The organism is Pseudoxanthomonas kalamensis DSM 18571 (assembly GCF_010211745.1).
GTDB lineage: Bacteria > Pseudomonadota > Gammaproteobacteria > Xanthomonadales > Xanthomonadaceae > Pseudoxanthomonas_A > Pseudoxanthomonas_A kalamensis.
The window spans coordinates 517830-544486 of sequence record NZ_PDWQ01000001.1; the positions used below are offsets into that span (position 1 = coordinate 517830).

The 26657-nt window shown below is 68.7% G+C and carries 25 protein-coding genes and 1 riboswitch; of the genes, 14 read left to right on the forward strand and 11 right to left on the reverse strand.

The window, feature by feature from the left end; genetic code table 11:
• Window positions 1-37: 37 nt before the first annotated feature.
• A complete protein-coding gene (locus CSC70_RS02285; RefSeq protein ID WP_162455006.1) occupies window positions 38-382 on the forward strand; it encodes a four helix bundle protein in 345 nt (114 codons plus the stop codon).
• Between the two features lie 45 nt (window positions 383-427).
• Here CSC70_RS02285 and CSC70_RS02290 read toward each other — a convergent pair whose 3' ends face one another.
• Window positions 428-2815, reverse strand: a complete 2388-nt coding sequence (locus tag CSC70_RS02290; protein WP_162455007.1) for a ribonucleoside-diphosphate reductase subunit alpha — start codon at window positions 2813-2815, stop codon at window positions 428-430.
• Between the two features lie 188 nt (window positions 2816-3003).
• Window positions 3004-3291, reverse strand: a riboswitch (cobalamin riboswitch).
• Between the two features lie 283 nt (window positions 3292-3574).
• Between CSC70_RS02290 and CSC70_RS02295 the strand changes: the two genes are divergently transcribed.
• Together CSC70_RS02295 and CSC70_RS02300 are read left to right on the forward strand one after the other, a co-directional pair.
• On the forward strand, window positions 3575-5878 hold the full coding sequence (locus CSC70_RS02295) for a TonB-dependent siderophore receptor (RefSeq protein ID WP_162455008.1): 2304 nt from the start codon (window positions 3575-3577) through the stop codon (window positions 5876-5878).
• A gap of 205 nt (window positions 5879-6083) precedes the next feature.
• On the forward strand, window positions 6084-7013 hold the full coding sequence (locus tag CSC70_RS02300; protein WP_162455009.1) for an alpha/beta hydrolase: 930 nt from the start codon (window positions 6084-6086) through the stop codon (window positions 7011-7013).
• Here the strand turns inward: CSC70_RS02300 and CSC70_RS02305 are convergent.
• The 3 genes from CSC70_RS02305 to CSC70_RS02315 form a co-directional block, all read right to left on the reverse strand.
• Entirely contained in the window at window positions 7010-7861 is an 852-nt protein-coding gene (locus tag CSC70_RS02305) for a sterol desaturase family protein (protein ID WP_162455010.1), read from the reverse strand. The genes CSC70_RS02300 and CSC70_RS02305 overlap by 4 nt on opposite strands.
• A 6-nt stretch (window positions 7862-7867) precedes the next feature.
• Complete coding sequence (locus tag CSC70_RS02310; protein WP_211369392.1) at window positions 7868-8146, reverse strand: EF-hand domain-containing protein; 279 nt, start codon at window positions 8144-8146, stop codon at window positions 7868-7870.
• Window positions 8147-8358: 212 nt separating this feature from the next.
• Window positions 8359-8892, reverse strand: coding sequence for a hypothetical protein (locus CSC70_RS02315; protein WP_162455012.1), 534 nt, complete (start codon window positions 8890-8892; stop codon window positions 8359-8361).
• Between the two features lie 190 nt (window positions 8893-9082).
• On the opposite strand from CSC70_RS02315, the gene ompR reads away from it, so the two are divergent.
• The 3 genes from ompR to CSC70_RS02330 are packed head-to-tail and all read left to right on the forward strand — an operon-like array spanning window position 9083 to window position 12009.
• Entirely contained in the window at window positions 9083-9805 is a 723-nt protein-coding gene (gene ompR / locus CSC70_RS02320; protein WP_162455013.1) for an osmolarity response regulator transcription factor OmpR, read from the forward strand.
• The gene (locus CSC70_RS02325) at window positions 9802-11064 is read left to right on the forward strand and encodes an ATP-binding protein (protein ID WP_162455014.1); all 1263 of its coding nucleotides are present in this window, start codon (window positions 9802-9804) and stop codon (window positions 11062-11064) included. The genes ompR and CSC70_RS02325 overlap by 4 nt, the downstream gene beginning before the upstream one ends.
• Window positions 11065-11088: 24 nt before the next feature.
• On the forward strand, window positions 11089-12009 hold the full coding sequence (locus CSC70_RS02330; RefSeq protein WP_211369393.1) for an alpha/beta hydrolase: 921 nt from the start codon (window positions 11089-11091) through the stop codon (window positions 12007-12009).
• A 6-nt stretch (window positions 12010-12015) separates the two neighbouring features.
• Here CSC70_RS02330 and CSC70_RS02335 read toward each other — a convergent pair whose 3' ends face one another.
• Window positions 12016-12480 carry an Lrp/AsnC family transcriptional regulator gene (locus tag CSC70_RS02335; RefSeq protein ID WP_162455015.1) on the reverse strand — a complete coding sequence of 155 codons (465 nt, stop codon included), beginning with the start codon at window positions 12478-12480 and terminating at the stop codon, window positions 12016-12018.
• A gap of 188 nt (window positions 12481-12668) precedes the next feature.
• On the opposite strand from CSC70_RS02335, the gene CSC70_RS02340 reads away from it, so the two are divergent.
• A complete protein-coding gene (locus tag CSC70_RS02340) occupies window positions 12669-13370 on the forward strand; it encodes an aspartate/glutamate racemase family protein (protein ID WP_162455016.1) in 702 nt (233 codons plus the stop codon).
• A gap of 28 nt (window positions 13371-13398) precedes the next feature.
• Here CSC70_RS02340 and zapE read toward each other — a convergent pair whose 3' ends face one another.
• Window positions 13399-14541, reverse strand: coding sequence for a cell division protein ZapE (zapE, locus tag CSC70_RS02345; RefSeq protein WP_162455017.1), 1143 nt, complete (start codon window positions 14539-14541; stop codon window positions 13399-13401).
• Window positions 14538-15206, reverse strand: a complete 669-nt coding sequence (locus tag CSC70_RS02350; protein ID WP_162455018.1) for an alpha/beta hydrolase — start codon at window positions 15204-15206, stop codon at window positions 14538-14540. The genes zapE and CSC70_RS02350 overlap by 4 nt, the downstream gene beginning before the upstream one ends.
• A 92-nt stretch (window positions 15207-15298) precedes the next feature.
• On the opposite strand from CSC70_RS02350, the gene CSC70_RS02355 reads away from it, so the two are divergent.
• A complete protein-coding gene (locus CSC70_RS02355; RefSeq protein ID WP_162455019.1) occupies window positions 15299-15673 on the forward strand; it encodes a MerC domain-containing protein in 375 nt (124 codons plus the stop codon).
• Window positions 15674-15691: 18 nt separating this feature from the next.
• Here CSC70_RS02355 and CSC70_RS02360 read toward each other — a convergent pair whose 3' ends face one another.
• The 4 genes from CSC70_RS02360 to zwf form a co-directional block, all read right to left on the reverse strand.
• Window positions 15692-17413, reverse strand: a complete 1722-nt coding sequence (locus CSC70_RS02360; protein ID WP_162455020.1) for an ExeM/NucH family extracellular endonuclease — start codon at window positions 17411-17413, stop codon at window positions 15692-15694.
• 76 nt (window positions 17414-17489) lie between these two features.
• On the reverse strand, window positions 17490-18005 hold the full coding sequence (locus tag CSC70_RS02365) for a c-type cytochrome (protein ID WP_162455021.1): 516 nt from the start codon (window positions 18003-18005) through the stop codon (window positions 17490-17492).
• 116 nt (window positions 18006-18121) lie between these two features.
• Window positions 18122-18841 carry a 6-phosphogluconolactonase gene (pgl, locus tag CSC70_RS02370; RefSeq protein WP_162455022.1) on the reverse strand — a complete coding sequence of 240 codons (720 nt, stop codon included), beginning with the start codon at window positions 18839-18841 and terminating at the stop codon, window positions 18122-18124.
• Between the two features lie 2 nt (window positions 18842-18843).
• Window positions 18844-20322 carry a glucose-6-phosphate dehydrogenase gene (zwf, locus tag CSC70_RS02375; protein WP_162455023.1) on the reverse strand — a complete coding sequence of 493 codons (1479 nt, stop codon included), beginning with the start codon at window positions 20320-20322 and terminating at the stop codon, window positions 18844-18846.
• A gap of 118 nt (window positions 20323-20440) precedes the next feature.
• Between zwf and CSC70_RS02380 the strand changes: the two genes are divergently transcribed.
• The 6 genes from CSC70_RS02380 (at window position 20441) to CSC70_RS02405 (ending at window position 26648) form a co-directional block, all read left to right on the forward strand.
• Entirely contained in the window at window positions 20441-21190 is a 750-nt protein-coding gene (locus CSC70_RS02380; protein ID WP_162455024.1) for a GntR family transcriptional regulator, read from the forward strand.
• 171 nt (window positions 21191-21361) lie between these two features.
• Complete coding sequence (locus CSC70_RS02385) at window positions 21362-21934, forward strand: hypothetical protein (protein WP_162455025.1); 573 nt, start codon at window positions 21362-21364, stop codon at window positions 21932-21934.
• An 11-nt stretch (window positions 21935-21945) separates the two neighbouring features.
• Complete coding sequence (locus CSC70_RS02390; protein ID WP_162455026.1) at window positions 21946-23667, forward strand: hypothetical protein; 1722 nt, start codon at window positions 21946-21948, stop codon at window positions 23665-23667.
• A complete protein-coding gene (locus CSC70_RS02395) occupies window positions 23664-24176 on the forward strand; it encodes a Rab family GTPase (protein ID WP_162455027.1) in 513 nt (170 codons plus the stop codon). Before CSC70_RS02390 ends, CSC70_RS02395 begins: the two co-directional genes overlap by 4 nt.
• A complete protein-coding gene (locus CSC70_RS02400; RefSeq protein ID WP_162455028.1) occupies window positions 24173-25681 on the forward strand; it encodes a sensor histidine kinase in 1509 nt (502 codons plus the stop codon). The genes CSC70_RS02395 and CSC70_RS02400 overlap by 4 nt, the downstream gene beginning before the upstream one ends.
• A gap of 34 nt (window positions 25682-25715) precedes the next feature.
• Window positions 25716-26648: a LysR family transcriptional regulator gene (locus CSC70_RS02405; RefSeq protein ID WP_162455029.1), complete on the forward strand. Its 933-nt coding sequence runs from the start codon at window positions 25716-25718 to the stop codon at window positions 26646-26648.
• Window positions 26649-26657 lie beyond the last annotated feature (9 nt).

Below are 26657 nucleotides of genomic sequence, written 5' to 3' on the forward strand. Positions count from 1 at the left end.
GGCCACGATGGACAGCGGAGGGTGCGCGATGCATTACATGGAAACGAAGTTGTGGAACAAGGCGATGGAACTGGCGGAGCTCGCGTGCAAGAGCGCGACCGGCTTGCCGAGCGAAGAGAAGTACGGGATTCGCCTGCAGATCACACGCCCCGCCGTTTCCGTCGCCAGCAACATCGCGGAAGGCTGGACGCGTGAATCGAAGAACGAGCGAAGGCAGTTCCTGGCGGTTGCGCATGGGTCCCTGTCGGAGCTCCACACGCAACTGCTGCTTTGCGGGCGTCTGGATTGGTTGCCCTCCGGGTCGCTGGCGAGGCAGATGGGATTGATCGACGAACTGAGCAGAATGCTGACCACGCTGTGCCGACGATCCCGTCCCACCTGAGCCGGCCTTCCACTCACTTCTCACTCCTCTCCGCTCACTTCTGCCTCACTGGCAGGCCTCGCAGGCTTCCGGGTTTTCCAGCGAGCAGGCCACGGCCTGGGCCGGGGTGTAGGCGCTGACGGTGGTCTTGGCGATCTTCGTCGCCGGGCGCGAGCGCAGGTAGTAGGTGGTCTTGATGCCCTGCTTCCACGCGTACATGTACATCGACGACATCGCGCCGATGTTGGGGCTTTCCATGAACAGGTTCAGCGAGGCCGACTGGTCGATGAAGGCGCCGCGGTCGGCGGCCATGTCGATCAGGCTGCGCATCGGCAGCTCCCACGCCGTGCGGTAGACCTGTCGCAGCGGTTCCGGGATTCGCGCGATGGCCTGCACCGAGCCGTCGGCCAGCTTGATCTCGTCGCGCATCTCCGGCGTCCACAACCCCAGCTGTTTCAGCTCGCGGACCAGGTGGCGGTTGACCTGCAGGAAGTCGCCCGACAGGGTTTCGCGCTTGAACAGGTTGGAGACCTGCGGCTCGACGCATTCGTAGCAGCCGCAGATCGAGGCGATGGTCGCGGTTGGCGCGATCGCCACCAGCAGCGAGTTTCGCAGGCCGTGTTCGCGGATGCGTTCGCGCAGCGTGTCCCAGCGGTCGGCGTGCTCCGGCGCGATGTCCCAGGCGTCGAACTGAAGCTCGCCGGTGGCAGCGCGGGTGTCGTCGAACGACGGATGCCGGCCCTGCTCCTGCGCCAGTTCGCACGAGGTTTCCAGCGCGTGGTAGTAGATGGTTTCAGCGATTCGCCGCGATAGCGCGCGGGCCGGTTCGCTGTCGAACGGCAGCCGCAGTCGGAAGAACACGTCCTGCAGGCCCATGCAGCCCAGCCCGACCGGGCGCCAGCGCAGGTTGCCGCGGCGCGCGCTTTCGAGCGGGTAGAAATTGAGGTCGATCACCCGGTCCAGCTGGCGCACGGCCAGGCGCACGGTTTCGGCCAGCTTGTCGAAATCGAATTCGTTGTGCTCGTCCAGGTGATGGCCCAGGTTGATCGAGCCGAGGTTGCACACCGCAGTCTCCTCGGCGCTGGTGACTTCCAGGATTTCGGTGCACAGGTTGGACAGGTGGATGACGTTGCCGGCCTTGGCGGTCTGGTTGCTGGCGCGGTTGCACTTGTCCTTGAAGGTCATCCAGCCGTTGCCGGTTTCGGCCAGCGTGCGCATCATCCGCGCGTACAGCTTGCGTGCCGGCAACTGCCGCACCGCCTTGCCCTGCGCTTCGGCCTGCTCGTAGGCGCGCTCGAAGGCCTCGCCATGCAGGTCGGTGAATTCCGGCACGGCATGCGGATCGAACAGCGACCACGGCTGGTCGGCTTCGACCCGGCGCATGAACAGGTCCGGCACCCAGTTGGCGAGGTTCAGGTTGTGCGTGCGCCGGGCGTCGTCGCCGGTGTTGTCGCGCAGTTCGAGGAAGTCCTCGATGTCGGCGTGCCAGGTTTCCAGATAGACGCAGGCCGCGCCCTTGCGCTTGCCGCCCTGGTTGACCGCCGCGACCGAGGAGTCCAGCGTCTTCAGCCACGGCACGATGCCGTTGCTGTGGCCGTTGGTGGAACGGATCAGCGAGCCGCGCGAACGCACGCGGCTGTACGACACGCCGATGCCGCCGCTGAACTTGCTGAGCTGGGCGATATCGCCGTAACGGCGGTAAATCGATTCCAGCGTGTCCTGCGGCGAATCCAGCAGGAAACAGCTGGACAGCTGTTCGTGGGTGGTGCCGGCATTGAACAGGGTCGGCGAGGACGGCATGTAGTCCAGGCGGCCCATGCGCTGGTACAGCGCCAGGGCCTCGGGCACGTCGGTGCTCAGCGCGCAGGCGATGCGCAGGAAGAACTGCTGCGGGGTCTCGATCACCGTGCGCGCGTGCGGATGGCGCAGCAGGTAGCGGTCGTACAGCGTGCGCAGGCCGAAGTAGTCGAAGTTCAGGTCCAGCGCCGGGTCCAGCGCGTCGTTGAGCTTGCGCGCATTGGCCTGCACGAAGCCGAGCAGGCGATCGTTGATCAGGCCGAGTTCGTGCCCGCGCAAGATCGACTGCGAAAAGGCGTGGATTTCCTGGCCGGCCACTTCCTTGGCGATGTAGCCGGCCAGCAGGCGCGCGGCCAGGCGGCTGTATTCGGGTTCCTCGGCGGTCAGCAGGGCGGCGGTGCGGATCGACAGCTCGTCCAGCTCGCGGGTGCTGGCGCCGTCGTAGAGGCCGGAGATGGTGCGGGTGGCCACCCGCATCGGATCGATCGCGTGCAGGCCCTCGCAGCAGCGCTGCACGGCGCGCACGATCTTGTTCAGATCGACCGCCTCTTGACCGCCATTGCGCTTGGTCACGCGCATCGCGGTTGCGGTGGGCGGCGGGGTCAGTTCGAAATTGTGGCCGGCGGGTACGGACACGGCGGCTTCGGTCTGGGTCATCGGTTCCTCCATGCGGGACGCACGGCGCAACCTGTCCCTCGCAGGTGGCGGTGGCGCGTATCGCAAGGTGGAACAGCGGCGTCGCAGCAGGCGAGATGGCGGGTCGTCACCGTCGCCCGGGCCGGAGACCGGCCCAGCGTCGCCAGCCATCTCCCCCCGGAGATTCCGCAGCCGGCACCGCGCGGCGTGCATGCGCGCGGCTGTCGGCAGGTCTTCGGGCTTGTGGACGGGGCGGGAAACCAGCGGAGATCGACGGGAAACGAGTAAGGACAGGGCGGTCGCCGCTTTCCACTCGTTCCTCGTTTCTCCGGACTCGTTCCTCGCTTTTCCTGGCCCGTCGCTTCCCGGGGCCTTTGCCCCAGTGCCAATGACGGGTTCGTTTCCACTTACCGCTGCGGGGCAGCGCCGGATTCGCACCGGCTTCCCTTTTCATCCACAGGCTTGCGACCTGCGGAACCGACTAGCACAACATAGTGGGGTGTCACTGAACCGTCAATACCAAATGTGGTGTGAAGCGGGGCGCGCGAGTGAAGCTATACCTGCGCTGTCAGGGCTCAGGGGCCGCGCCCGGACGTGGTGGGGGCGAAAGCCAAGCGGCGCGGCAAAGCCAGGGCCGGGATGACGGCATGAAAGAAAACGAGAATCATTCACAAATACTGAAATAACAATTATCATCCCCGAATTGACATCCCACAGGGACATGCCTCGAGCCTTCGCCAGAGGTCGTTTTTCTTCCTCTTGCAGACAGAAGGCTCCAGCATGCAGATCGACACTCTTCCCTCGGCCGCGCCCGTGGTTTTCCGCCAGCCTCGGCCGCTGGCCCGGGCCGTGTTTCTGGCCCTGATTGCCGGCGCCGCGCCGGTGGTGGCCCAGCAATCGCCAAGCGGAGACGAGGCGACCGAACTGGATGCCGTCCACGTCACCGCCGAACAGATCGCCAGGCAGGCGCTGGGCACGTCGGTCATTACCGCCGAGGACATCGCCAAGCGCCCGCCGGCCAATGACCTGTCCGAGATCCTGCGGACCATGCCCGGGGTCAACCTGACCGGCAACAGCGCTTCCGGCCAGTACGGCAACAACCGCCAGATCGACCTGCGCGGCATGGGTCCGGAGAACACCTTGATCCTGGTCGACGGCAAGGCGGTCGGCTCGCGCAACTCGATTCGCATGGGTCGCAGCGGCGAGCGCAACACCCGCGGCGACACCAACTGGGTGCCGGCCGAGATGGTCGAGCGTATCGAGGTGCTGCGCGGTCCGGCGGCGGCGCGCTACGGCTCCGGCGCGTCTGGCGGCGTGGTCAACATCATCACCAAGAAACCGACCGGCGATTTGTCCGGTTCGCTGACGCTGTACGGCCTGCAACCGATGCACGGCGAGGAAGGCGACAGCCAGCGCGCCGGCGTGCAACTCAGCGGGCCGCTGAGCGATCGCTTGTCGTTCCGGCTGTACGGCAACGTGAACGAAACCGATGCCGATTCGCTGGACCTGAACGCCGACTACGCCGCCGCCGAGGGCAACACCCCGCCAGCCGGTCGCGAAGGCGTCAAGAACAAGGACCTGAGTGCGCTGCTGCGCTGGGACGTCAACGACACCCAGGTGATCGAGTTCGAGGCCGCTACCAGCCGCCAAGGCAACATCTATGCCGGCGACCGCGCCGTCAGCAGTGCCGGCAGCGACCTGCTGAGCGGCCTGGCCAACGCTGGCACCGAAACCAACCGCATGTACCGCAACAGCGGCTCGGTCACTCACCGTGGCAGCTGGGGCGGCAACTCCTCGCGCCTGACCCTGGCTTATGAGGCGACCAACAACAAGCGCCTCAACGAAGGCCTGGCCGGCGGCAGCGAAGGCAGCATCAACACCGAAACCGGCTGGAGCACCAGCCGTCTGCGCAACACGTCGCTGGATGGCGAACTGAACGTCCCGACCGTTCTCGGCGGCCACGACAACATCTGGACCTTCGGGTTCGAGTACACCGACAACCGCCTGGAAGACCCGTTCTCGGTCTCTCAGGGCAATACCGGTGGCGGCGGCGTGTCCGGCGTGGATCCGGATCGCGGCGGCGGCAAGGCCGACGCGCAGACCGCGGCGGCATTCGTCGAGGACAACATCTACATCGGCGAACGCTGGATCGTCACCCCGGGCGTTCGTTTCGACCACCACAGCCAGTTCGGCAACAACGTCAGTCCCAGCCTCAACGCGCAATACCGCATCAACGACGCATGGGTGGTGAAGGGCGGCGTGGCGCGCGCGTTCAAGGCGCCGAACCTGTACCAGTCCAACCCGAACTACCTGTACTACACGAGGGGCAACGGTTGCCCGAACAATTATCCAAGCAGCGGTGGCGGCTGCTACGTGCAAGGCAATCCCGATCTCGACGCCGAAACCAGCCTGAACAAGGAAATCGGCATCGAATGGGCGCCGGACAGCGGCTATCACGCCTCGCTGACCTATTTCCACAACGACTACAAGGACAAGATCGCCACCGGTTTCATTCCGGTCGGGCAGGTATCGGCCGCCAACGGCTGGGTGTTCCGCTGGGAGAACATGCCCGAGGCGCTGGTGCAGGGCCTGGAGGGCAACCTCGACATTCCGCTGCTGGGTGATCGCGGCAGCGTGCTGAAGTGGAACACCAACCTGACCTGGATGATCGACAACAAGAACAAGGAAACCGACCAGCCGCTGTCGATCATTCCCGAATACACGGTCAACACCTCGCTGGACTGGCAGGCGACCGAGAACCTGTCGCTGTTGTTGACGGGCACCTTCTACGGCGAACAGGAGCCGGCCACCGCCAACATGAACAACGACCCGGTCTGCGACGGAAGCGGGAGCCTGAATTCGTCATCGTGCGAGGGCAATCCAGTGTTGAACAAGCGCGGGGCCTACAATCTATGGAGCTTTAGCGGACGCTACCGCATCACCGAGAAGATCAGCATCGGTGCTGGCATCAACAATCTGTTCGACAAGCGCCTGTTCCGCGAAGCCAACAGCAACGGCGCCGGCGCGGCCACGTACAACGAACCCGGCCGTGCCTATCATGTGTCGATGAACATCGGGTTCTAAGGCGGAAGCGTGGCCTGTCATGCGGGAATTGTCCGTCATCAAGCCGGGCGACATTCTGGATTGGCGGCGGGCTGCGCTTCGATACCCGCATCAGTCTGGTCGCCGCATGCATTGCCGGGATTGACCCTGCTTGCCGAGGCCGGCACCGCAGTGGCGGCGAAGTTGATCTGGTCCGGTCCGTCCACCATTCTCCGGGAACATCTTCATGAAGCGCGTCGCCGCATTGATCTGGTTGTTGTTCGCGGTCATGCCGGCATGGGCCCAACCCGATCTGTCGCGCCGGATCGGCATCACGGTGGCCGATACCGGCGTGCCGGGTTACCGCTTCGAGGCGTTCCACCTGGGTTCGGCCGATGGCCAGCGTCACTACCGCGTACGCGTGGCGGTGCCGCTGGCCGAGGTGCCTGCCGAAGGCTTTCCGGCGGCGTTCCTGCTCGACGGCAACGCCGCGTTGATGGACGTGGACGCCGGATTGCTTGGCGAATTGGCCAAGGCGCCGCGACCGCCGCTGCTCGTTTTCATCGGTTACGACAATGACCTGCGCATCGACGCCACCGCACGTGCCTACGACTACACCCCGCGCCGCCCGGGTGGCGACCCGGCGCAGCAGGACGCCGTGGGCGCGAGGCGCAATGGCGGCGCCGAGGCTTTTCTCGACCTGATCCTCGACAGTATCGTGCCGAAGGTCGAAGCGATGGCGAAGGTCGATCCTGCCCGACGGGCGTTGTGGGGACACTCGTATGGCGGCGTATTCGTGTTGCACGCGCTGTTCACACGGCCGCAGGCTTTCCGCATCTATGCGGCGATCGATCCGTCGCTATGGTGGGGCGAGGGCTATTTGCTGGAAGAGGAAAAGCACGCGCAGCCTGGGGATGCTGCACCGGTATTGCGGCTGATGACGGGCGACGGCGGAAGGTCTGGCGGAACACCGCCCTCCGGCCGCGACCCGCGTGCAGTCGAAGCCATGCGTCGGGCCCGCGCGTCGGTGCCAGCCGATGCCGCCCTGCAGATGGCTGACCGCCTGCGTCGATCTGGGATGCAGGTCGAATACCGCAGCCTGCCCGGCCTGTCGCATGGGCAGACCCTGGGCGCATCGTTGCCGTTGTTGTTGCACGAACTGGCCGGATCGCCCTAGATGTCTTTGCCGGGCCGGTACCCGGGTGGCCCCAGCAGAACCTGCACGGTTTCGCCCCAGCCGCGCGCCTGGCGCAGGTCGGCGAACATCTTCCACCACGCATGCAGGGCGATCTTCACCGGGTTGTAGCCATGCACCGGTTCGACCAGTCCGTAGCGGATAGGTACCCCGGCCTGTTCCTCGCGCAGGGTGCCGAACAGGCGATCGAACACGATCAGTACGCCGCCGTAGTTGCAGTCCAGGTATTCGGGATTGCTACCGTGGTGGACGCGATGGTGCGCCGGGGTGTTGAAGACGTACTCGACCGGTCGCGGCAGCGTGCCGATCAGTTCGGTGTGCAGCCAGAACTGGTAGAACAGGTTCAGCGCCAGCGCGCCAAGCACCGCAACGACCGGGAAACCGAGCCAGACCAGCGGGGCGAAGCACACCGCGGCGGCGGTGATGGTGCCGGTCCAGCCGAGCCGGTAGGCCGAGGCCAGCGTGTACTGGTTGGGCGAATGGTGCACCGAGTGGTTCAGCCAGAACCAGCGGATGCGGTGGTCGGCGCGATGCATCCAGTAGTAGCAGAACTCCTGGCCGAGGAAGAGCAATACCCAGTGCCACCATCGGTCCATCGCGATCTCGGCGATCCGGAGCTGCGCCACGCCCAGCAGCAGCAGGCCGACCACGCCGCCGCCCAGCAGCTGGTTGACCAGGTTACGGCCGACGGCATCGGCCAGCGAGGCCCAGTACGCCTTCCAGTCATAGCCGCGCGTGCGCGACAGCCAGCCGCCTTCGAGGGCGGCGACCGCCACCAGCAGCAGCAACGGTAGACCGAACAGCAGGGTCCGGGGCGCGGGCAGTTCCATCGCGACCTACTTCTGCCGGCGCTGACCGAGCTTGCCGGCGGCGGCCTTGAATTCCTCCGACGACAGCTTGCCGTCCTGGTCGGCGTCGAGCTTGTCGAAGTTGCGAGCCACGCGCGGCATCTTGGCTTCGGCCTCGGCCTTGTCGATGTAGCCGTCCGAATTGGCGTCGGCGGCGTTCCAGCGTTCCTGCATGGCCTGCTTCTGCGCGTCGGTGGGTTGCCGGGTCGTCTGCGCGTGGGCGGCCAGCGGCAACAGCAGGGCGGACACCAGCAGCAGGCGGGTCATGTTCGAGTTGGGTGAAAGCCAGGACATCGGATGGGTTCCTCGTGGGTCGGAAAGAGAGGGAAAGGTGCGCCGCAGGCAGGATCGCTGCCGGGGGTCAGACGACGAACCGCCTGCGGCGCAGGAAGGGGGCGGGAATACCGGAAGGGTGCGCCGTCCCTGGCGCGGTGCTCCGGTCCTGTCAGGTCGGGTCCTGTCGGGCGAACGTCGCCAGCTCAGTTGTCGCCCTTGCAGGCGATCACCTCGCCGGCCGCGTTGGTGCAGGTACCGGTGTGGCTGACCTGGCCGTTGGTGACCGTGGTCGAGCCGCTGTAGCTGTTGCCGTTGGCGCCGGTCGCATTGGTGCTGCGGCTGCCGTTGACGTTGCCGTCGGCATCGCGGGCGATGCTGCCGGCGCTGGAGGCGGTGCCGCCGTTGGCGCCTTCGGCATAAGCGCTGCCTTGGCGACCGGCGCTGCCGTCGGCGTTGCGGTAGAAGCTGCCCTGGCGCGCGGCCTGGCCGCCGTTGGCGCTTTCGACGTAGGCGCCGCTGCGGCCGGCGACGTTGCCTTGGTCATCGCTGACGACCTTGCGGCCACGGGCGTAAGCGCCGTTCTCGCCGGTCGCGGCGGCGCCGGTCGCGGCGGCGCGGCCCTGTTCGCCGCTGACCACGACACGGCTGCGGACGCGTTCGGCGGAAGCGTCGGAAATGGTGGAAGCCATCGCAGCAGCGATGGCCAGCGAGGCCAACAGGAAGGAAGTCTTGTTCATGGTGTGCTCCGTGTGGGTCGGGGGGCGAGGCGATGTGCATCGCGTGGTTGCCATCCTGGGCCCGCCACATCGCCGGTGTGTGTCGTCTCGGCCAGCGGATGTTTCCGCGCCGGCATCCGGAAACATTTGCTTACAAAGCGCCCGGATCGGGGTTTGCGCCGGTCCCGCGCCAGCCCCGATAGTGGCGCCCATGGACGAGACTTCCCCACATATCCTGCTGGTCGACGACGATGCCCGCCTGCGCGAACTGCTGCTGCGTTACCTGCAGGGTCAGGGTTTTGCGGTGAAGGGCGTGGGCGATGGCGCGCAGATGCGCCAGGCGCTGGACCGCGGCCACTACGACCTGATCGTGCTCGACCTGATGCTGCCGGGTGAAGACGGGCTGGAGATCTGCCGTCGCCTGCGCGGCCAGGGCGACTCCACCCCGGTGGTGATGCTGACCGCCAAGGGTGACGAGATCGACCGCATCATCGGTCTGGAGATCGGCGCCGATGATTATCTGCCCAAGCCGGTCAATCCGCGCGAACTGCTGGCGCGCATCCGCGCCGTGTTGCGGCGTGCGCCGGGAGTGTTGCCGGGGGCGCCGCAGGCCGAGGGCGGCGAAGTGGTGTTCGGCGACTACCGCCTCGACCTCGGCCGCCGCGAACTGACCCGCAACGGCCAGCCGCTGAAGCTGACCTCGGGCGAGTTCGCCGTGCTGGCGGTGCTGCTGCGGCATCCGCGCCAGCCGCTCAGCCGCGACCGCCTGATGAGTCTGGCGCGCGGTCGCGAGCACGATGCCTTCGAACGCAGCATGGACGTGACCGTGGCCCGCCTGCGCAAGCTGCTGGAGGCCGATCCCAAGCAGCCGCGGTTGATCCAGACCGTGTGGGGCGTCGGCTACGTGTTCGTGCCGCCGGAGCCGCAGGCATGAACGCGTCGCGTACCGTGTTCACCCAGCTGGTGCTGGTGATCGCGCTGGTGCTGCTGGGCGCGGCCGCGTTTGCCCTGCTGCTGGGCGGGCGCCTGGTCCTGCGTCCGGCTGCCGACCAGGTCGGGCGTGCGGCCGACGGATTCGCCACCCTGGCCGAGGCGCAGCTGCGCAACCGGCCGCGCGAGGAGGCGCTGGCGGAACTGCGCGCGGCCGGGCTGGAAGTACGCGAGCAGATCGTGCCGGTGCAGCCGCGCTGGCGGGTGCCGCTGATGCGCGAACTGCAGCGCATGGGCCGCAGCGGCGAACTGGGTCCGGGCCGCGACCTGGAAATCGTCCGCGGCGCCGAGCGCAACCGGCTGTGGCTGAAGCTGGACGTGCAACCGGCGGTCTGGATCGCCTTGCCGGTGCGCGAACGCCGGGTTGGCGCGGCTGGCCGCTACTCGGTGGTGATGCTGGGCGCGTGCGCGGCGCTGGTGTGGCTGGCCGCGGCCTATTTCACCCGCCGCCTGACCCGGCCGCTGCGACGTCTGGCAACCGCCGCACCGGCGCTGGTGCGCGGTGAAGACGCCGCGGTGGCGCCGATCGACGGCCCGCGCGAAGTGCAGGAGCTCGGCGCCGCGCTGGTCCGCTCCAGCCGCGAAGTGCGGGAGGCCGCCGAGGAGCGCGCGCTGATGCTGGCCGGCATTTCGCACGACCTGCGCACGCCGCTGACCCGCCTGCAATACGCGCTGGCGCTGCTGCCGGACAGCGACCCGGAGCTGAGCGCCGGGATGGAACGCGACATCGCCGAGATCGATGCGGTGCTGTCGCAGTTCATCGCCTACGCCCGCGACGGTCGCGACGAGAACAGCGAACCGCTGGATCTGGCCGAAATCTGCCGCAACGCGGTCGCCGCTGGCCGCCAGTCGTGGCAAGTAGATGCGCCGGATACGGCGCCGATCCGCGGCAAGCCGATGGCCCTGCTGCGTGCGCTGGAGAACCTGGTCACCAATGCCGAGCGCCACGGCGCTGCGCCGTTTGTGCTGTCGTTGGCCAGGGAAGGCAATGCGTGGCGGGTCGAGGTGGCCGACCACGGCCCCGGCCTGCCGCCGGCAATGGCGCAACGCGCATTGCGGCCGTTCGTGCACGGCAGCGGTGGCGGTTCGGGCCTGGGCCTGGCGATCGTCGAGCGTGTGGCCCGCCAGCATGGCGGCGACTTGCAGTTGCAGGCCAACGCCCCGCACGGCCTGCGCGCGGTCTTGCGCCTGCGCGAAGGCTGATTCGAGCGACAAGAAAGGACGACGATGAACATGTGCAACGTCCGATGGATGTGGTTGCTGGCGCTGGCATGGACCGTGGCGACGCAGGTGGACGCGCAGACCTTCCGCGACCGTCTGGCCAACGCGCGCGAGGCTTCCCTGCAACCGGCGGCGCAGCCCCCTGCCCTGCCCGAAGGTGCGCGCCGGCTGTCTGATCTGGCCTATGGCGACGATCCGCGCCAGCGTTTCGACGTCTACCTGCCGGCGCAGGCGCAGGACGCGCCGGTGATTCTGTACGCGCACGGTGGCGGCTGGGCCTACGGCAACAAGGACAATCCGGGCACGATCGAGAACAAGGCCGCGTACTGGTTGCCGAAGGGCTACGTGCTGGTCTCGATGAACTACCGCATGCGTCCGGACACCGCGCCGCTGGATCAGGCGCGCGACGTGGCGCGCGCGCTGGCCGAAGTGCAGAAACTCGCGCCGCAATGGCGGGCCGACCCGGCGCGGGTGGTGCTGATGGGGCACTCGGCCGGCGCCCACCTGGTCGCCCTGATCGGCGCGTCGGAGTCGCTGTGGAAGGCCGCCGGGGCGCAGCGCCCGCTGGGGGTGATTTCGCTGGACAGCGGCGCACTGGACGTACCGGCGATCATGCGCGCTCCGCGCCTGCCGCCGTTGTATACCCGCGCCTTCGGCGACGACCCGGACGACTGGGTCGCTGTTTCGCCATGGCACCAGCTGGATCGGCACGGGCGGCCGATGCTGATCGTGTGCTCCAGCCAGCGCGGTTTTCCGTCCTCGCCCTGCGACGAGGGCCGCAAATTCGCGCAGAAGGCGACCTCGCTGGGCGTGCCGATGCAGGTGCTGCCCGAGCCGATGGGTCATGGCGCGATCAACCACGGCCTGGGCGCCGCGTCGGACTACACCGAGGCGGTAGCCGCGTGGCTGCGCGAACTGCTGCGCTGAACCGGCTCAGGCGTAGGTCAGCGGCAGCGCGGTGGTCAGCTTGATCTCCTCCATCGAGAAGCTGGAACTGACGTCGAACAGTTCGGTGGTGCGGGTCAGCCGCTTGTAGACCTGGTCGTAGGCGGCGATGTCCGGCACCACCACCCGCAGCAGGTAATCGATGTCACCGCTGACCCGGTAGAACTCGACCACTTCCGGGATCGCCTTGACCGCCGCGTAGAAACTGTCGAACCAGGCCTGGTGGTGCTGGTGGGTCTTCAGCAGCACGAACACGGTGACGCCCAGATTCAGCTTGTGCGGATCCAGCAGGGCGACCTGGCGGGTGATGACCCCGGCCTCCTTCAGCCGCTGGATCCGGCGCCAGCACGGCGTGGTCGACAGGTGCACGCGGCTGGCGATCTCGCTGACCGCCAGCTCGGCATCTTCCTGCAGCAGGGCCAGGATCTGCTTGTCGATGGTGTCGAGTTTCATGGGCGAAGGTGTCGGGAGCGTGGCGACAGGCTAATCCAGTCTTGGCAGGAAAAACAGTATCAATTTCCTGATATATCCAAACAAGGGGAAGATAATTCCACGAATTCGGGTATCGAAGACAATTTTCGCAACCCGATTTTCCGCGCTGGGAAGGACAATGAAAGCCCCACCCAGATGGAACCCCGGACGTGAAAAACATCGGCCTGATCGGCGGCATGAGCTGGGAATCGACCGCGCTGTACTACCAGATCATCAACCGCGAAGTGGTGCGGCGGCGCGGCGGCCTGCGCTCGGCGCCGATGCGGATCGCCAGCCTCGACTTCGAGGAGGTCGCCTCGCGCCAGCGCCGTGGCGCCTGGGACGAAATGACCGAGATCCTGTCCGAGGCCGCTCGCGGTCTGGTCGCCGGTGGCGCCGATTGCGTGCTGATCGGCACCAACACCATGCACCTGATCGCGCCGGCCGTGCGCGCGGCGGTCGACGCGCCACTGATCCACATTGCCGAAGTCACCGCCGATGCGATCGCCGCCGCCGGCCTGGACCGGGTCGTCCTGCTTGGTACCCGCTTCACGATGGAGGAACCGTTCTATCGCGAGGTGCTGGCCGCTCGCGGGATCGACTGCGTGGTGCCGGACGAAGTCGGTCGCGCCGAAGTGCATCGGGTGATCTTCGACGAGCTGTGCCAGGGCACGGTCAGCGAGGCTTCGCGTCGCGCCCTGCAGGCGATCATCGCGCCGCTGCTGGAACAGGGTGCGCAGGGCGTGATCCTAGGTTGCACCGAACTGCCGCTGATCCTCGGTCAGGACGATTGCCCGGTTCCGGTGTTCGACACCACCCGCCTGCACGCGCTGGCAGCGGTGGATTACGCGCTGGGCGGCACCGCGCACTGAGCCGTCGTTGTGGCTGTGCGTGACGGCATCAGGGCCGGTGCTCGTCGGCCAGGTAGTCGGCGCTCTGCATCTCGATCAGCCGCGAGGCAGTGCGCTCGAACGCGCCCTGCAGGCGGCTGCCGGAATACAGCGCGACTGGCGCGTCGGCGGCGGTGCAGACCAGGTTGACGCGGCGGTCGTACAACTCGTCGACCAGGTTGACGAAGCGACGCGCGGCGTCTTCGTTGAATCGGTCGAAATGCGGAATGCCGCCCAGAAGCACGGTGTTGAACTCGCGCGCGATCTCGATGTAGTCGGTGGTGCCGCGCGGGCCTTCGCACAATGCGCTGAAGTCGAACCAGACGACACTCTTGCCGCGCGCACGCACGGCGATGCGGCGTTCGTCGATCTCGATGGTGCCGGGCTGCGCGGTCATGCCGCCGCTCAGCTCGCCCCAGCGTCCGCCCAGCCAGTCGTCGGCCTGTGCGTCCAGCGGCGCGCGATACACCGGCGAACGGGTCAGCGCGCGCAGCCGGTAGTCTTCCAGCCCGTCCGAGCGCAGCACCACGCAGTGCTGCTGCAGCAGGGCGATGGCCGGCAGGAAGCCGGCGCGCTGCAGGCCGTCCTTGTACAGGTTCTCCGGCGCGGTATTGGAGGTGGTCAGCAGGGTGATGCCTTCGGCGAACATCCGCTCCAGCAGCCGCGTCAGCAGCATCGCGTCGCCGATGTCGGTGACGATGAATTCGTCCAGCACCAGCACCCGCAGGCGGCCGTGCGCTTCGTGCACGATCTTCGCCAGCGGATCGGCCTCGCCGACGTGCTGGCGCAGGCGCTCGTGCACGCCGCGCATGAAACGGTGGAAGTGGGTGCGGTACTTGCCGCCTTCGCCGCCGCCGAGGCGGCTGGAATACACCGGCAGCGGCAGGCCTTCGTAGAACAGGTCGACCAGGAAGGTCTTGCCGCGGCCGACTTCGCCCCAGTAGTACAGGCCCGGCACCGGCGCGGCGGATTTGCGGCGCAGGCGGCCAAGCAGGCCGCCGCTGGCCGGCGGCGGCGCCAGCAGGGCGGCGTGGATGCGGTCGAGTTCGGCCAGCGCCGGCTGCTGCGCCGGGTCGTCGACGATTTCGCCGTGGGCCACGCCTTCGGCATAGCGCTGCGATGGCAGCGCCGCGGAAACGCCGGGCGTGCTCATGCCGCCGGCAGCCAGTTCTTCACTTCGTGCTGCAGCGCCCCGCGCAGGTCGATCAGTTTGCGGTGGAAGAAGTGGCTGGTTTCGGGCATCCGCACCAGCACCGGCTTGCGTTTCAGGCCGTCGATCCAGTCGTACACCGCCTGCGGGTCGACGATTTCGTCGTCGTTGCCCTGGATCACCAGCCACGGACATTCGGGCAGTGCGATGCGGCTGAAGTCCCAGCTGCGGCCGGCGGCCGGTGGCGCGATCGAGATCAGCGCGTCCGGATGCAGTTCGGCCGTGCAGCGCAGGCTGACGTAGGCGCCGAAGCTGAAGCCGGCCAGCCACAGCGCTTGCCCGGGGCGCTGTTCGCGCACCCAGGCCACGACCGCGCGCAGGTCGTCCGATTCGCCTTCGCCGTGGTCGAAACTACCGGCCGATGCGCCGACGCCGCGGAAATTGAAGCGCACCGTGCTCGCGCCCAGTTCGCGCAGGCCGCGCGCGACCATCGTCACCACCTTGTTGTGCAGGCTGCCGCCCTCGGTGGACAGCGGGTGGCAGACCACCGCCGTCAGCGGCAGCGCGGCGACGCCGGCTTCGGGCGGATCGACGGCCAGCTCCAATGCACCGGCGGGGCCGGGCAGCGACAACGTGGCCGATTCGGCGGGGAAGGCGGGGGAAGACATGCCGGAATGATACCGCCTGCACCCACGGAGCCCGGCGGCGGCGGGCAAGGCCGAATTGTTATATAATAACAATATTGATGAGGCCTTCCCCGATGAAACGCTCCCCTGCCGCCGTACTCGATGCATCCGCCGTCGTCCTGTCTACCCTGTGCCTGATCCACTGCCTGGCCCTGCCGCTGCTGGCGGCGCTGCTTCCGCTGTTCGGTGCCTGGGCCCACGACGAATGGGTGCATGTGGTGTTTGCCGGCGTGGCGCTGCCGTTGTCGGGCCTGGCCCTGTGGCGCGCGCATCGGCAAGCTCCGTTGCCGGCGGCGATGTGGCTCATGGCGACAGCCGGCCTGGGCGGGTTGGTGCTGGGCGCGGCCGGCTGGCCGTCGCACGACTGGGAAACGCCGGTTACCGTCGGCGGCAGCCTGTTGTTGGTCGCCACCCACCTGTGGAACTGGTCGCGGCGCCCGCACTGCTGATGCCGGCGCGGCGCGTCTCTACAGATCGAATCCCAGCAGCATCGGGTCGTGGTCGGAACTGCGCCACGGTCCGGGCAGGTTGTCGCGGGCGTAGCCTTCGCGGTCCGGCTCGTCGGCGTTGACGTGCCATTCGGCGGCGCCGCGCAGGCGCTGCGCCAGCGCCGGTGACAGCAGGGCGTGGTCGAGCCGGCCGGCCTGGCCGCGGTAGACGTAGCTGTACGGGGCCTCCACGCCGGCCACGGCGAAGGCGTCGCGCCAGCCGGCTTCGCGCAGCCAGCGCGGCGGGTCTTCCATCGCATAGGCGTTCAGGTCGCCGACCACCAGTTGCAGGTCACCGCCCTGCCCGGTCGGATCGGTCTTCAGCCAGGCATCCAGCCGCCGCGCCGAATCGGTGCGCAACGCGTTCCAGCAGCCCTGGCCGTCGTCCTGGTCGGCGTCGGCGCCTTCGGCTTCCGAGCAGCCCTTGGACTTGAAGTGGTTGGCGACCACGACCAGGGCCGGCCCGCTGCCGCGGCGGAACGCCTGCGCCAGCGGCACCCGGCTGCGCTCGCCGAACGGACCGCCTTCCAGTACTGCCGGCGCACCGGCCGGGGCGACCCGCGAGGCGCGGTAGATCAGGCCGACGCGGATGGTGTCGGTGCCGGGGCCGTGGCCGGCATCGACGAAGCGCCAGTCGCGGGCCGGGCCGGCCGCGTTCAGCGCAGCGACGAAACGGGGCAGGCTGGCGTCGGCGCCGTAGCCGTCGTTCTCCAGCTCCATCAGTGCGGCGATGTCGGCGCCCAGCGCCTGCAGGGTGGCGACCAGCTTGGCGGTCTGCGCTTGCAGCTGCTGCGGCGTCTTCGCCCCGCGCGGGGTCGGGAAACCACCGCCGCGACCATCGCCGTTGAAGTAGTTCTCCATGTTGAACACCGCCAGCCGCAGGTTGCCGCCGACTTGCGGGGCCGACGGGCGCGGCGCGGCGCGGACCTGCAGCGGTGCTTGCAGTTGCAGCCGCCAGCTGCCGTGGCGCTGGTCGACGATGCCTTCGGCGTCTTCGATATGGCTGCCGGCTCGCGGCAGGGCATCGCCCAGGTACCAGATCCGCTCCGGGTCGCGATGGTTGCTGGCGTCGTCCAGCACCAGGCTGCGGCGGGCGTTGTCCGCGTCCAGCTGGCGGTAGGCGTCGCTACCGGGAACCGCCTGCTCGGACGGCGTCCACAGGCGACCGCCGAAGCTGGCCACGGTTTCGGCATAGCGCTCGTCGCTGCCGTTGAGGCTCAGCTCGGCGTCGATGCGCACGCGCATGCCTTCCAGCGGCTCCCAGTCGGCCGGGGGTTCGTCCAGCACGACGGGTTCGATGGTGGCGCCCTGCCCCAGCACCTCGATCCGTTCGGCGCGCACGGCGGTGACGCCGGGGTGGTCGTTGTCGTCCTGTTCGAACACCGTGCCGCGCACGCGCACGCGATCACCGGAACGCAGCTCGGGCGCGTCCTCCGGCGGCAGCACGAAGAGGGCGTCGGAGGTGGCCGGGTCGTTGTCGCCGTCGTCCTGCAGGAAGAACCCGCCCAGCCCGCGGACGAAGTTGCCGCTGACCGTGCCCGTGACCGCGACCGCCTGCCCTTCCAGCGGGCTGCGCTCGCCACGGCCCTGCACCTGGCCGATCGGCATGCTGCCGTCGGCGGCCGGCCGGGCCGGCGATGTCGGGCTGCAGGCGGTTGCCAGCAGCAACAGTGAGGCGGGCCAGAGGCGGTGACGGACCATGCCGGGACTCCGGTGTGCGATGGGCGGAAACGACAACGCCGCCCGCAGGCGGCGTCGTGGGCTCGGGAAAACGAGCTTACTTGATGTTGGCCAGCATCCAGTCGACGGTGGCGTGGATCTGCTCTTCGCTCAGCCCCGGGTTGCCGCCCTTCGGCGGCATCACCCCGGCATCGCCGGTGAAGCCTTCGATGGCGTGCTTGTACAGGGTTTCCGTGCCCTTGGCCGCGCGTGCGCCCATGCCGGCGGCGGTCAGGGTCGGCGCGCCGCCGACCCCGCCCTGGTGGCAGGCGCCGCACAGGTTGTCGAAGATCACCGAGCCGTCGGTAGTGCCGCCGTAGGCAACCTGCGAGGCGGCTGCTGCGGCCGCGGCAGCGGCGGCGGCGGCCTGGGCGGCGGCGCCGGTTTCGCCGGCATAGACCGCGCCTACCGGGGCGATCCGCGCTTCGGTCAGCTTCTGCGCACTGGGCGAGGCTTCCGGTGGAATGACCTTATGCAGGAAATGGGCGCCAATGATCAGGCCCAGGGTGACCAGCATCAGGAAGCCGATCACCATCGAGAATTGCTTGAGGAACTGCAGGTCGTGGTTATGCACATTCCACCTTTTGGCAGCGGGGCCGAAAGGCCCGCCTGGCTACGGAAACGATAGTGGCTCGCCGGGCGCGGGCGCCGCGGACGGAGGCCATTATAAGCAGGGACGGCGCTCGGGCCTCAAGGACACCAGTAGACCGGCAGCGGTGCGGGCAGGGCGCGCAGCACCGCGGCGATCGGCAGCGCGGGCGCCGGCCCGGCACAGGCGGCCTCCAGCACCTGCCGTTTCGGCTCGCCTTCGATGTGCAGGACGCGGAAGCCGGCCGCGGCCAGCACCGGCAGGGTCAGGGTGATCCGCGGCTCGCCGGCGCCGGCGGCGCGCATCGGCGACAGGGTTGCCGGGGTGGCCGGGTCCAGCGCCGCGGCCAGGCAGTCGCCGCCGGGGAAGTAGGACGCGGTATGTCCGTCCGGGCCCATGCCTAGCACCGCCACGTCCAGCGGCAGGTACGGGTCCAGCGCGGCCTGCAGATCGGCCAGCGCGTCTTCCGGGGCCGGTCGGTCCAGATGCAGCGGCAGAAACCGGGCGGCCGCGGCCGGGCCCTGCAGCAGCTGGCCGCGAACCAGGGCGGCGTTCGAGCGCGGGTTGTCCTCGCCGACCCAGCGCTCGTCGACCAAGGTCACGGTGAGCGCGGCCCAGTCCAGCGGCTGCCGCGACAGCGCACGCAGGAAGCGCGCCGGGGTGCTGCCGCCGGACAGCGCCAGGCGAGCCGTGCCGCGTTCGGCCAGCGCCGCACGCAGCCGCGCGGCGACCTCGGCGGCCAGCGCATCGGCCAGCGCATCGGGGCCGTCGAAGCGCTGCCAGCGGCAGAGCGGAGCCAGCGGTGGGGGCGCGCTGTCCATGTTCAGGCCGAATCCTCGTGCCAGGTGCGGCCGTCGCGTTCGATCAGCGCCACCGCTGCGCTGGGACCCCAGGAGCCGGCGGTATAGGTCTTGGGCGCATCGTCCAGTTCCTTCCAGGCGTCGAGGATCGGATCGACCCACTTCCACGCCGCCTCGACTTCGTCGCGGCGCATGAACAGGGTCTGGTTGCCGCGTACCACGTCCATCAGCAGGCGTTCGTAGGCTTCCGGCTGGTGCACGCCGAAGGCCTCGGCGAAGCTCATGTCCAGCGGCACGTGCTGCAGCCGCAGCCCGCCGGGGCCCGGGTCCTTGATCATGATCCACAGCTTCACGCCTTCGTCCGGCTGCAGCCGCAGCACCAGCCTGTTGGAGCGGATGCCGCCGCCGGCTTCGCCGAAGATCGAATGCGGCACGTGGCGGAAGTCGATGACGATTTCGGACACGCGATCGGGCAGGCGCTTGCCGGTGCGCAGGTAGAACGGCACCCCGGCCCAGCGCCAGTTGTCGACCTCGGCCTTCAGCGCCACGAAGGTCTCGGTGCGCGAGTCGTCGCGGCCCAGTTCGTCCAGGTAGCCGGGCACCGCGGCGCCGTCGCTGGCGCCGGCCCGGTACTGCCCGCGCACGGTGGCCTGGGCGATCTCGTCGCGGCCGATCGGCTTCAGCGAGCGCAATACCTTCAGCTTCTCGTCGCGCACCGCGTTAGCGTCCAGCGTGGCCGGCGGCTCCATCGCCACCATGCACAGCAGCTGCAGCAGGTGGTTCTGCACCATGTCTCGCATCGCGCCGGAGGTGTCGTAGTAGCTGGCGCGCTTTTCCAGCCCGACCGTCTCGGCCACGGTGATCTGCACGTGGTCGATATGGCGCGCGCTCCACAGCGGTTCGAACAGGATGTTGGCGAAGCGCAGCGCCAGCAGGTTCTGCACCGTCTCCTTGCCCAGATAATGGTCGATGCGGAAGATCTGGTCTTCGCTGAAGTCGCGGCCGACCGCGTCGTTGATCGCGGTGGCGCTGGCCAGGTCGCGGCCGATCGGCTTCTCCACCACCACCCGCGCGCCGTCGCCGTTCAGGCCGTGGTCGCGCAGGCGGTTGCAGATGTCGACGAACAGCGCCGGGCTGGTCGACAGGTAGAACACGCGGATGCGCTCGCCCTGCTCGTGCAGGCGGGCGGCGAACGCGTCCCAGCCGTCGTCGCGGGTCGCGTCGAGCGATTGATAGCCCAGCCGCTGCAGGAATTCGGGCAGCTTGTCGGCCAGCGCCGGGTCGGCGTCGGCGACCCGCTGCAGGGCCTCGCCCACGCGCGCGCGGTAGCTGTCGTCGTTCTGCGCATCGCGGGCCACGCCGAGGATGCGGCTGCTCTCGGGGATCTGCCCTTCCGCGTAGCGGCGCAGCAGGCCCGGCAGCAGCTTGCGCAGCGCCAGGTCGCCGGTGCCACCGAAGATCACCAGGTCGAAGGGGTCAACGGGTACGGTTTTCGCGGTCATGGTGCCGGCCGTTCGAACAGGGACAGAAAAGATACCACCAAAATACCAAGAAGGCGGCACTGGTCTTGGGTTTTATCGGATATTTGCCAGTTTGGTACTAGACTGGTATTTTCTTGCCATGCAGAACCAACTTCTCGATGAATACCGCCGCCTGCAGGCCGGCGAAGCGACCCGCGCGGTGGCCTACCTGCGCCTGCGGCGCGCGCTGCAGAACCTGATCGACGCCGGCATCCTGCGCCCCGGCCAGGCCCTGCCCGGCGAGCGCGACCTGGCCCGGCTGCTGGGGCTGTCGCGGGTGACCATCCGCAAGGCGCTGGCCGGGCTGATCGAAAGCGGCCAGCTGAACCAGCGCCAGGGCGCGGGCACCTTCGTCGCCGAGCGCATCCTGCGCCAGTTCTCGCGCCTGACCAGCTTCACCGACGACCTGCGCGCACGCGGCCTGGACCCGCAGGTGGAGTTCCTCGAGCGCAGCACCGGCGAAGTCACCCCGGAAGAGGCGATGGCGCTGAACCTGTCGCCGGGCAGCGGCGTGGTCCGGCTGTACCGCCTGCGTCATGTCGACGGCGCGCCGATCGCGATCGAGCGCACCCTGGTGCCGCTGGATCTGCTGCCGGATCCGGACACGGTGGCCACTTCGCTGTACGAGGCGCTGGACGCCCACGGCAACCGCCCGCGGCGGGCGTTGCAGCGCCTGCGCGCGGTGGCGCTGGACGCGCAGGCCGCTGGGCACCTGCAACTGCCCGAGGGCAGTCCGGGCCTGCTGGTCGAGCGCCGCGCCTTCCTGGCCGACGGCCGGGTGGTGGAATCGACCCGCTCGTTCTACCGCGGCGACGCCTACGATTTTGTCGCCGAACTGCACAGCGAATGACCGCTTGCGCGGACGTTGACGTGAGCAAACGGAACATGAATGAAAACGGTTTATCAGGGTATGACTCACAGTCACATTGGGACTATGCTGAACCGCAAGGCCGGCAGGGAAAGTTCGGCATGAAAGGCCCGACGGCGGGCGCCGGCCGGGAATAGCCAGAGGGGAGACGCCATGAACACCAAGTCACATTTGAAGACCGAAGCCCTGCCCGGTGCGGCCAATGCCGAGCCCGGCGACAAAATGGAACAGATCCGCGAACTGATGTTCGGCGGCGTCGTACGCGACATCGACCGCCGGCTGAAGGACCTGTCCGAACGTTTCGAGGCGGAGCTGGCGCGGATCGCGCGCGAGTCGGAAAGTCGGCTGGCGGCGCTCGAGGCCCGGCTCGATCCGCAGATCGAGAAACTCGGCGCCCTGCTGCGGCAGGAAACCGCCGCCCGCACCGGCGCGCTGGACGACGTCGACACCCGCTTCAGCCAGGCCCTGCGCACCCAGCGCAGCGAGATCAACGGCGTGCTGCAGCAGCACGAGGACAGCGCCACCGCCGCCGAAGCGCGCGCACGCGATGCCCTGACCCAGCTCGACCAGCGTACCCGCGAGGCCCTGCAATCGCTGCAGGAAGCCTTGGGCAGTGCGCGCGCCGAACTCGGCGGACAGAAGCTGGCGCGCGAAGACCTGGCCGACCTGATGGCGGAAGTGTCGCTGCGCCTGCGCGGCACCCAGGACGTCGCCAAGAGCGGCTGACGGACCTGCGCATGAGTGGCGAATACGACCGTCTTCGCCAACTGTTGCTGCAACAGGAGAGCGAGCGCATGGATGCGCTGCAGTCGGATCTGCAGCGCACCACCAGTCAGTTCGAACGCATTTCCGACCAGTTGGCCGACGAGATCGAACGAACCGGCGAAGACGGCACGCCGTCGCGGCTGGCGCGGGCGCTGGCCGAGAACACCGCCGATTCGCTGGAGATGGCGGTCAAGCGCAAGCCGCAGACGGTGGTCAATGCGGTCTATCCGGTAATCGGCCCGGCGATCCGGCGTTCGCTGAAGGATGCGCTGCGGCAGATCGCCGACGACCTCGACCGCGGCCTCAGCGACGCACTCAGCCCGCGCGCGCTGTGGTGGCGGCTGGAGGCCATGCGCAGCGGCGTGCCGTATGCGCAGGTGGTGCTGCGGCACACCGCGCGCTACCGGGTCGAGCACCTGTTCCTGGTGCGGCCCGACTCGGGCCTGTTGCTGGGCCACGTGACCGCTGCCGGCCTGCCGGAGCTGGACGCCGACGCGGTTGCCGGCATGTTCACCGCGATCAACCAGTTCGTGCACGAATCGGTGGCGGCCGATCAGCCGCAGGCCGGCGGCATCGGCTCGGCCGAGGTCGGCGAGTACCAGCTCGAAGTCAGCGACGGGCCGCAGGCGCGGCTGGTGGCCTTCGTCCGCGGCGTGCCGGGCGGCGGCTTTGGCGATCGCCTGGATGAACTGAACGAGGAACTGCACGCCGAGTACGGCACCCGCCTGATCGAGGAAGGCGGCGAAGACGAGCCGCTGCTGCTGCAGACGCACCTGGATTTCCTCAACGCCCGCCCGCAGGCCGAACAGCCGCCGAAGCGACGGCTGTTCTTCTGGGCGGTGCTGGCCCTGCTCGGCCTGGCGCTGCTGGCGTGGCTGCTGCTGGGCTGGCGCTGGTCGGCCGAGGTCGAGGACATCGGCGCCGAATTCGGCACCATGCCCGGTCTTGTGGTATCGAAGCTGGAGTCGACCGGGCGCAATAAACTGCGGGTGGAAGGCCTGTACGACCCGCTGGCGCCGGACCCGAAGCAGTGGCTGGCCGAACAGCACCCGCAGGTGAAGGCGGACTGGGCGCTGCGGCCGTACGTGTCGCTGGAGCCGACCCTGATCCGGCGCCGGGTGGCGCAGGGCCTAGGACTGCCGGAAGCTACGGTCGGCGAACCCGATGCGCAGGGCGTGGTCCGGCTGCAGGGCAGCGTGCCGTTTCCGGTCTGGTACCGCGCGCGGCAGACGCCGCTGAGCCTGCCGGGGATGTCGTCGCTGGAGTTTTCCGCGCTGTCGTATCCGAACAAGTCGCGGGTGGACGCGCTGGTCGCCGAGATCGAGACCATCGGCATCCCGTTCGTCAGCGGCCGCGCCGAACCGGAAGGCGACTGGCAGCCGCAGCTGGCCACGCTGGTCGACAAGGCGCGCGCGCTGGAGCGGTTCGGCGCCGACAACGGCATCGCCTTCCACTTCCAGACCAGCGGCACCACCGACGAAGCCGGCACCCTGGACCAGAACCGCAGCCTGCGCCAGCAGCGCGCCGAATGGCTGGCCAGCCGGCTGGCTGCGCAGCTGCATCCGCCCTCGACCATCGTCATCGACCACGATGCGGTGTTCAGCGTCGCCGCGCACAACCGCTACCGGCTGGCGCGCGCGACCACCTCGCCCTATCCTGCGCCTGCCGCGGCAACGCCCGGAGGGGGTCGATGAGCTCGATCGCGCGCAAGATCAGCCTGCTCGGCGATTTCGGCGTCGGCAAGACCAGCACGGTCGCGCGCGCGGTGCGCAACACCTTTTCGGAAACCTACCTGACCACGGTCGGGGTCAAGGTGGACAGCAAGAAGCTGCAGATGGCGAACGGCGAGTTGCGGATGGTGCTGTGGGACATCGCCGGCGCCAATACCCTGGACCAGATGCGCGCCAACTACATCGCCGGCACCCAAGGCACGCTGCTGGTGGCCGACGGTACCCGCGCCGACACCGCCGACACCGCGCTGGGCTTGTGGCAGCAGGCCGAGCGCCTGCTTGGTCGCAGCCTGCCGGCGGTGCTGCTGCTGAACAAGCGCGACCTGGCCGGCGAATGGGAACTGCCGCCCGACCGCATCCGCGAACTCGAGGCCCTGTTGCCGGTGTTCAGCACCAGTGCGCGCACCGGCGAAGGCGTGGAAGAAGCGTTCGCCGCCCTCGCCGCGCGGCTGGCCGACGGGGGCACGGCGTGAGCCCGGCCAGCGGCCGCGTGCGCTCGGCGCGTCCGGTCGCCGCGCCGCCGCGCACGGCGCCGGTGGTGGTCAGCATGCGCAGCGACGGCGAACTGCTGGACGTGGTCGGCGACCTGGACCGCTTCGTCGCCGGCGGCGACGGCCGCCAGGACGTGATCGAACGGCTGCAGGACCTGCGCCGGGTCGATGCCGGCGGTTCGCCGCAGCTGATCCCGTCGGTGGAACTGTCGGAAGGGCGCTTCGCCGACATCCACGTGCTGCTGGAATCCGACGAGTACCACTTCGTGTTGCAGGACACGACCGAACTGATGCAGCTGCTGCGCAGCAACCAGCAGGTCGGCAACGAAACCGCGCTGGTCGAGGACCGGCAACGGCGGCGGATGCGGCGGGAAACCGGCGCGGAGCGGCCGGTAGCCGAATCGATGCAGGCGTTCCGGCGCAGCAGCGACCTGTTCGCCACCCTGGCGCACGAGATGCGTGCGCCGCTGGCCCTGCTCGGCGGCCATGTGCGCCTGCTGGAACAGCGCTGCCGCAACGATGCGGGGATGATGCGTTCGGTCGCGGCGATCGGCCATGCCGCGGTGCGTCTGGACGCGATGGCCTTCAACAGCCTGGTCAGCCTGGGCGAGATGAGCGCCGGCCCGCGCGATCTCGGGGTGCTGGAATTGAGCCAGCTGGCGGCCCTGTTGCAGGAAGCGTTTGCCCTGCAGGCGCAGGTGCAGGGCATCGGCCTGCGGATCCGCCTGCCGGACGAGGACACCCGGGTCGAGATCAACGACATGGCGCTGCGCCAGGTGATGATCAACCTATTGATCCACGCGCTGGACGGGATCCAGGGCGGCGAGCTGGTGGTGTCGTTCGTCGCCGGCGGCGACGGCCTGGAGATCGAGATCGCGCACGAGCCGATGGGCTTCTCCGCCGACCACTTCGGCGCCCTGGTCACCACCCACGACCTGCTGCAATCCAACCCCGGCGCCAGCCTCGGACTGGCGGTCAGCCAGCGCCTGCTGCAGCAGATGCGGGCGCAGGTGGAACTGGTGCCGCGGGTCAAGGGAGGACACGAAATCTGGGTGCGGATTCCGGCCAAGGTGGCGCAGGGCAAGCAGCCGATGCGGCTGCGCGAACAGCGGCCGTATCCGGAACTGCTGAACGGCGAGAAGGTCGCCGTGGTCGCGGTGGAACCGGTGGAAACCGCCGCCACCCTGGTCGAACTGCTGGTCGATCTGGACGTGCCGGTGGTCTCGGTCTACGAGGCCGACCGGCTGGAGGCGCTGGCCCGCGACGGCGTGGTGGCCAGCCTGGCGCTGTCGAGCACCTTCGACGGCATGGTCGGGCGCGAGATCCTGCAGCGGCTGCAATTGCCGGCGCAGACGCAGGTCCTGTTGCTGGGCGAACTGCCCTCGGCGGCGGGCGGCTGGCTGCAGGACCATCGCGGCGCCTTCGTCGCCGCCGATGCCGACCGGGTCACCCTGGATCACGCGCTGCGCTCGGTGCTGGGACAATGACCGGATCGGTTCGGGTTCGCGAAGGACGCAGGCAATGAAGATCGAGATCGCCGACATGGCGGCATTCGTGGCGGTGGTGGAAGCGGGCAGCTTCACCGAGGCCGCCAGCCGCCTCAGCACCACCAAGTCGGTGATCAGCCGCCGGGTCAGCGAGCTGGAGCAGCAACTGGGGGTGGTCGTGCTCGACCGTTCCGCGCGCAGCGTACGCACCACCGAGGTCGGTGCGGTGTACTACGCCAAGTGCGTGCGCATCCTCGAATCGATCGACGCCGCGCACGATTTCGTCGCCGCCTTCAGCCGTCAGGTCAAAGGCCGGCTGCGGGTGGCGGTGCCGCGCGACTACGGCGCCGCGCTGTTCCTGCCGCTGCTGAACCGCTTCGCCCGCGAATACCCGGACGTGGTCCTGGACGTCGAGGTCGACGACCAGTACGTCAATCTGGGCGACAGCCACTACGACGTCGCCATCCGCGCCGGCCGCCTCGGTGACGCCAACTACATTGCCCGACCGCTGACCGACTTCCACCACTGGCTGTGCGCCAGCCCGGCCTATCTGGAGGCGCACGGCGAACCCCGTTCGCTGGAAGAACTGGCCGCGCACGACGGCCTGATCGACGCCAGCAGCGGGACCCACGGCGTCTGGCACCTCGAGGTCGACGGCCAGCCGCAGGCCTGCCAGCCGCGTGAACGCTTGCGCAGCAACAGCGTCGCCCATCTGGCCGAAGCCGCCTGCGACGGCCTCGGCATCGTACTGGCGCCCAGCGTGGTCGCGGCCGATGCGGTCGCCGACGGCCGGCTGCGGGTAGTGCTGCCGCAGCTGCGTTCGCCGATCCACCAGATCTCGCTGATCTACCCCACCAGCCGCAAGACCTCGCCCAAGGTCCAGGCCCTGCTGGCCTTCCTGCAGGAGCAAGTGCCGACCCGCTCGCCGTGGGACGCCCGCATCGAGCAGCAGCTCGGGACGCCCTGACCCGCCCTT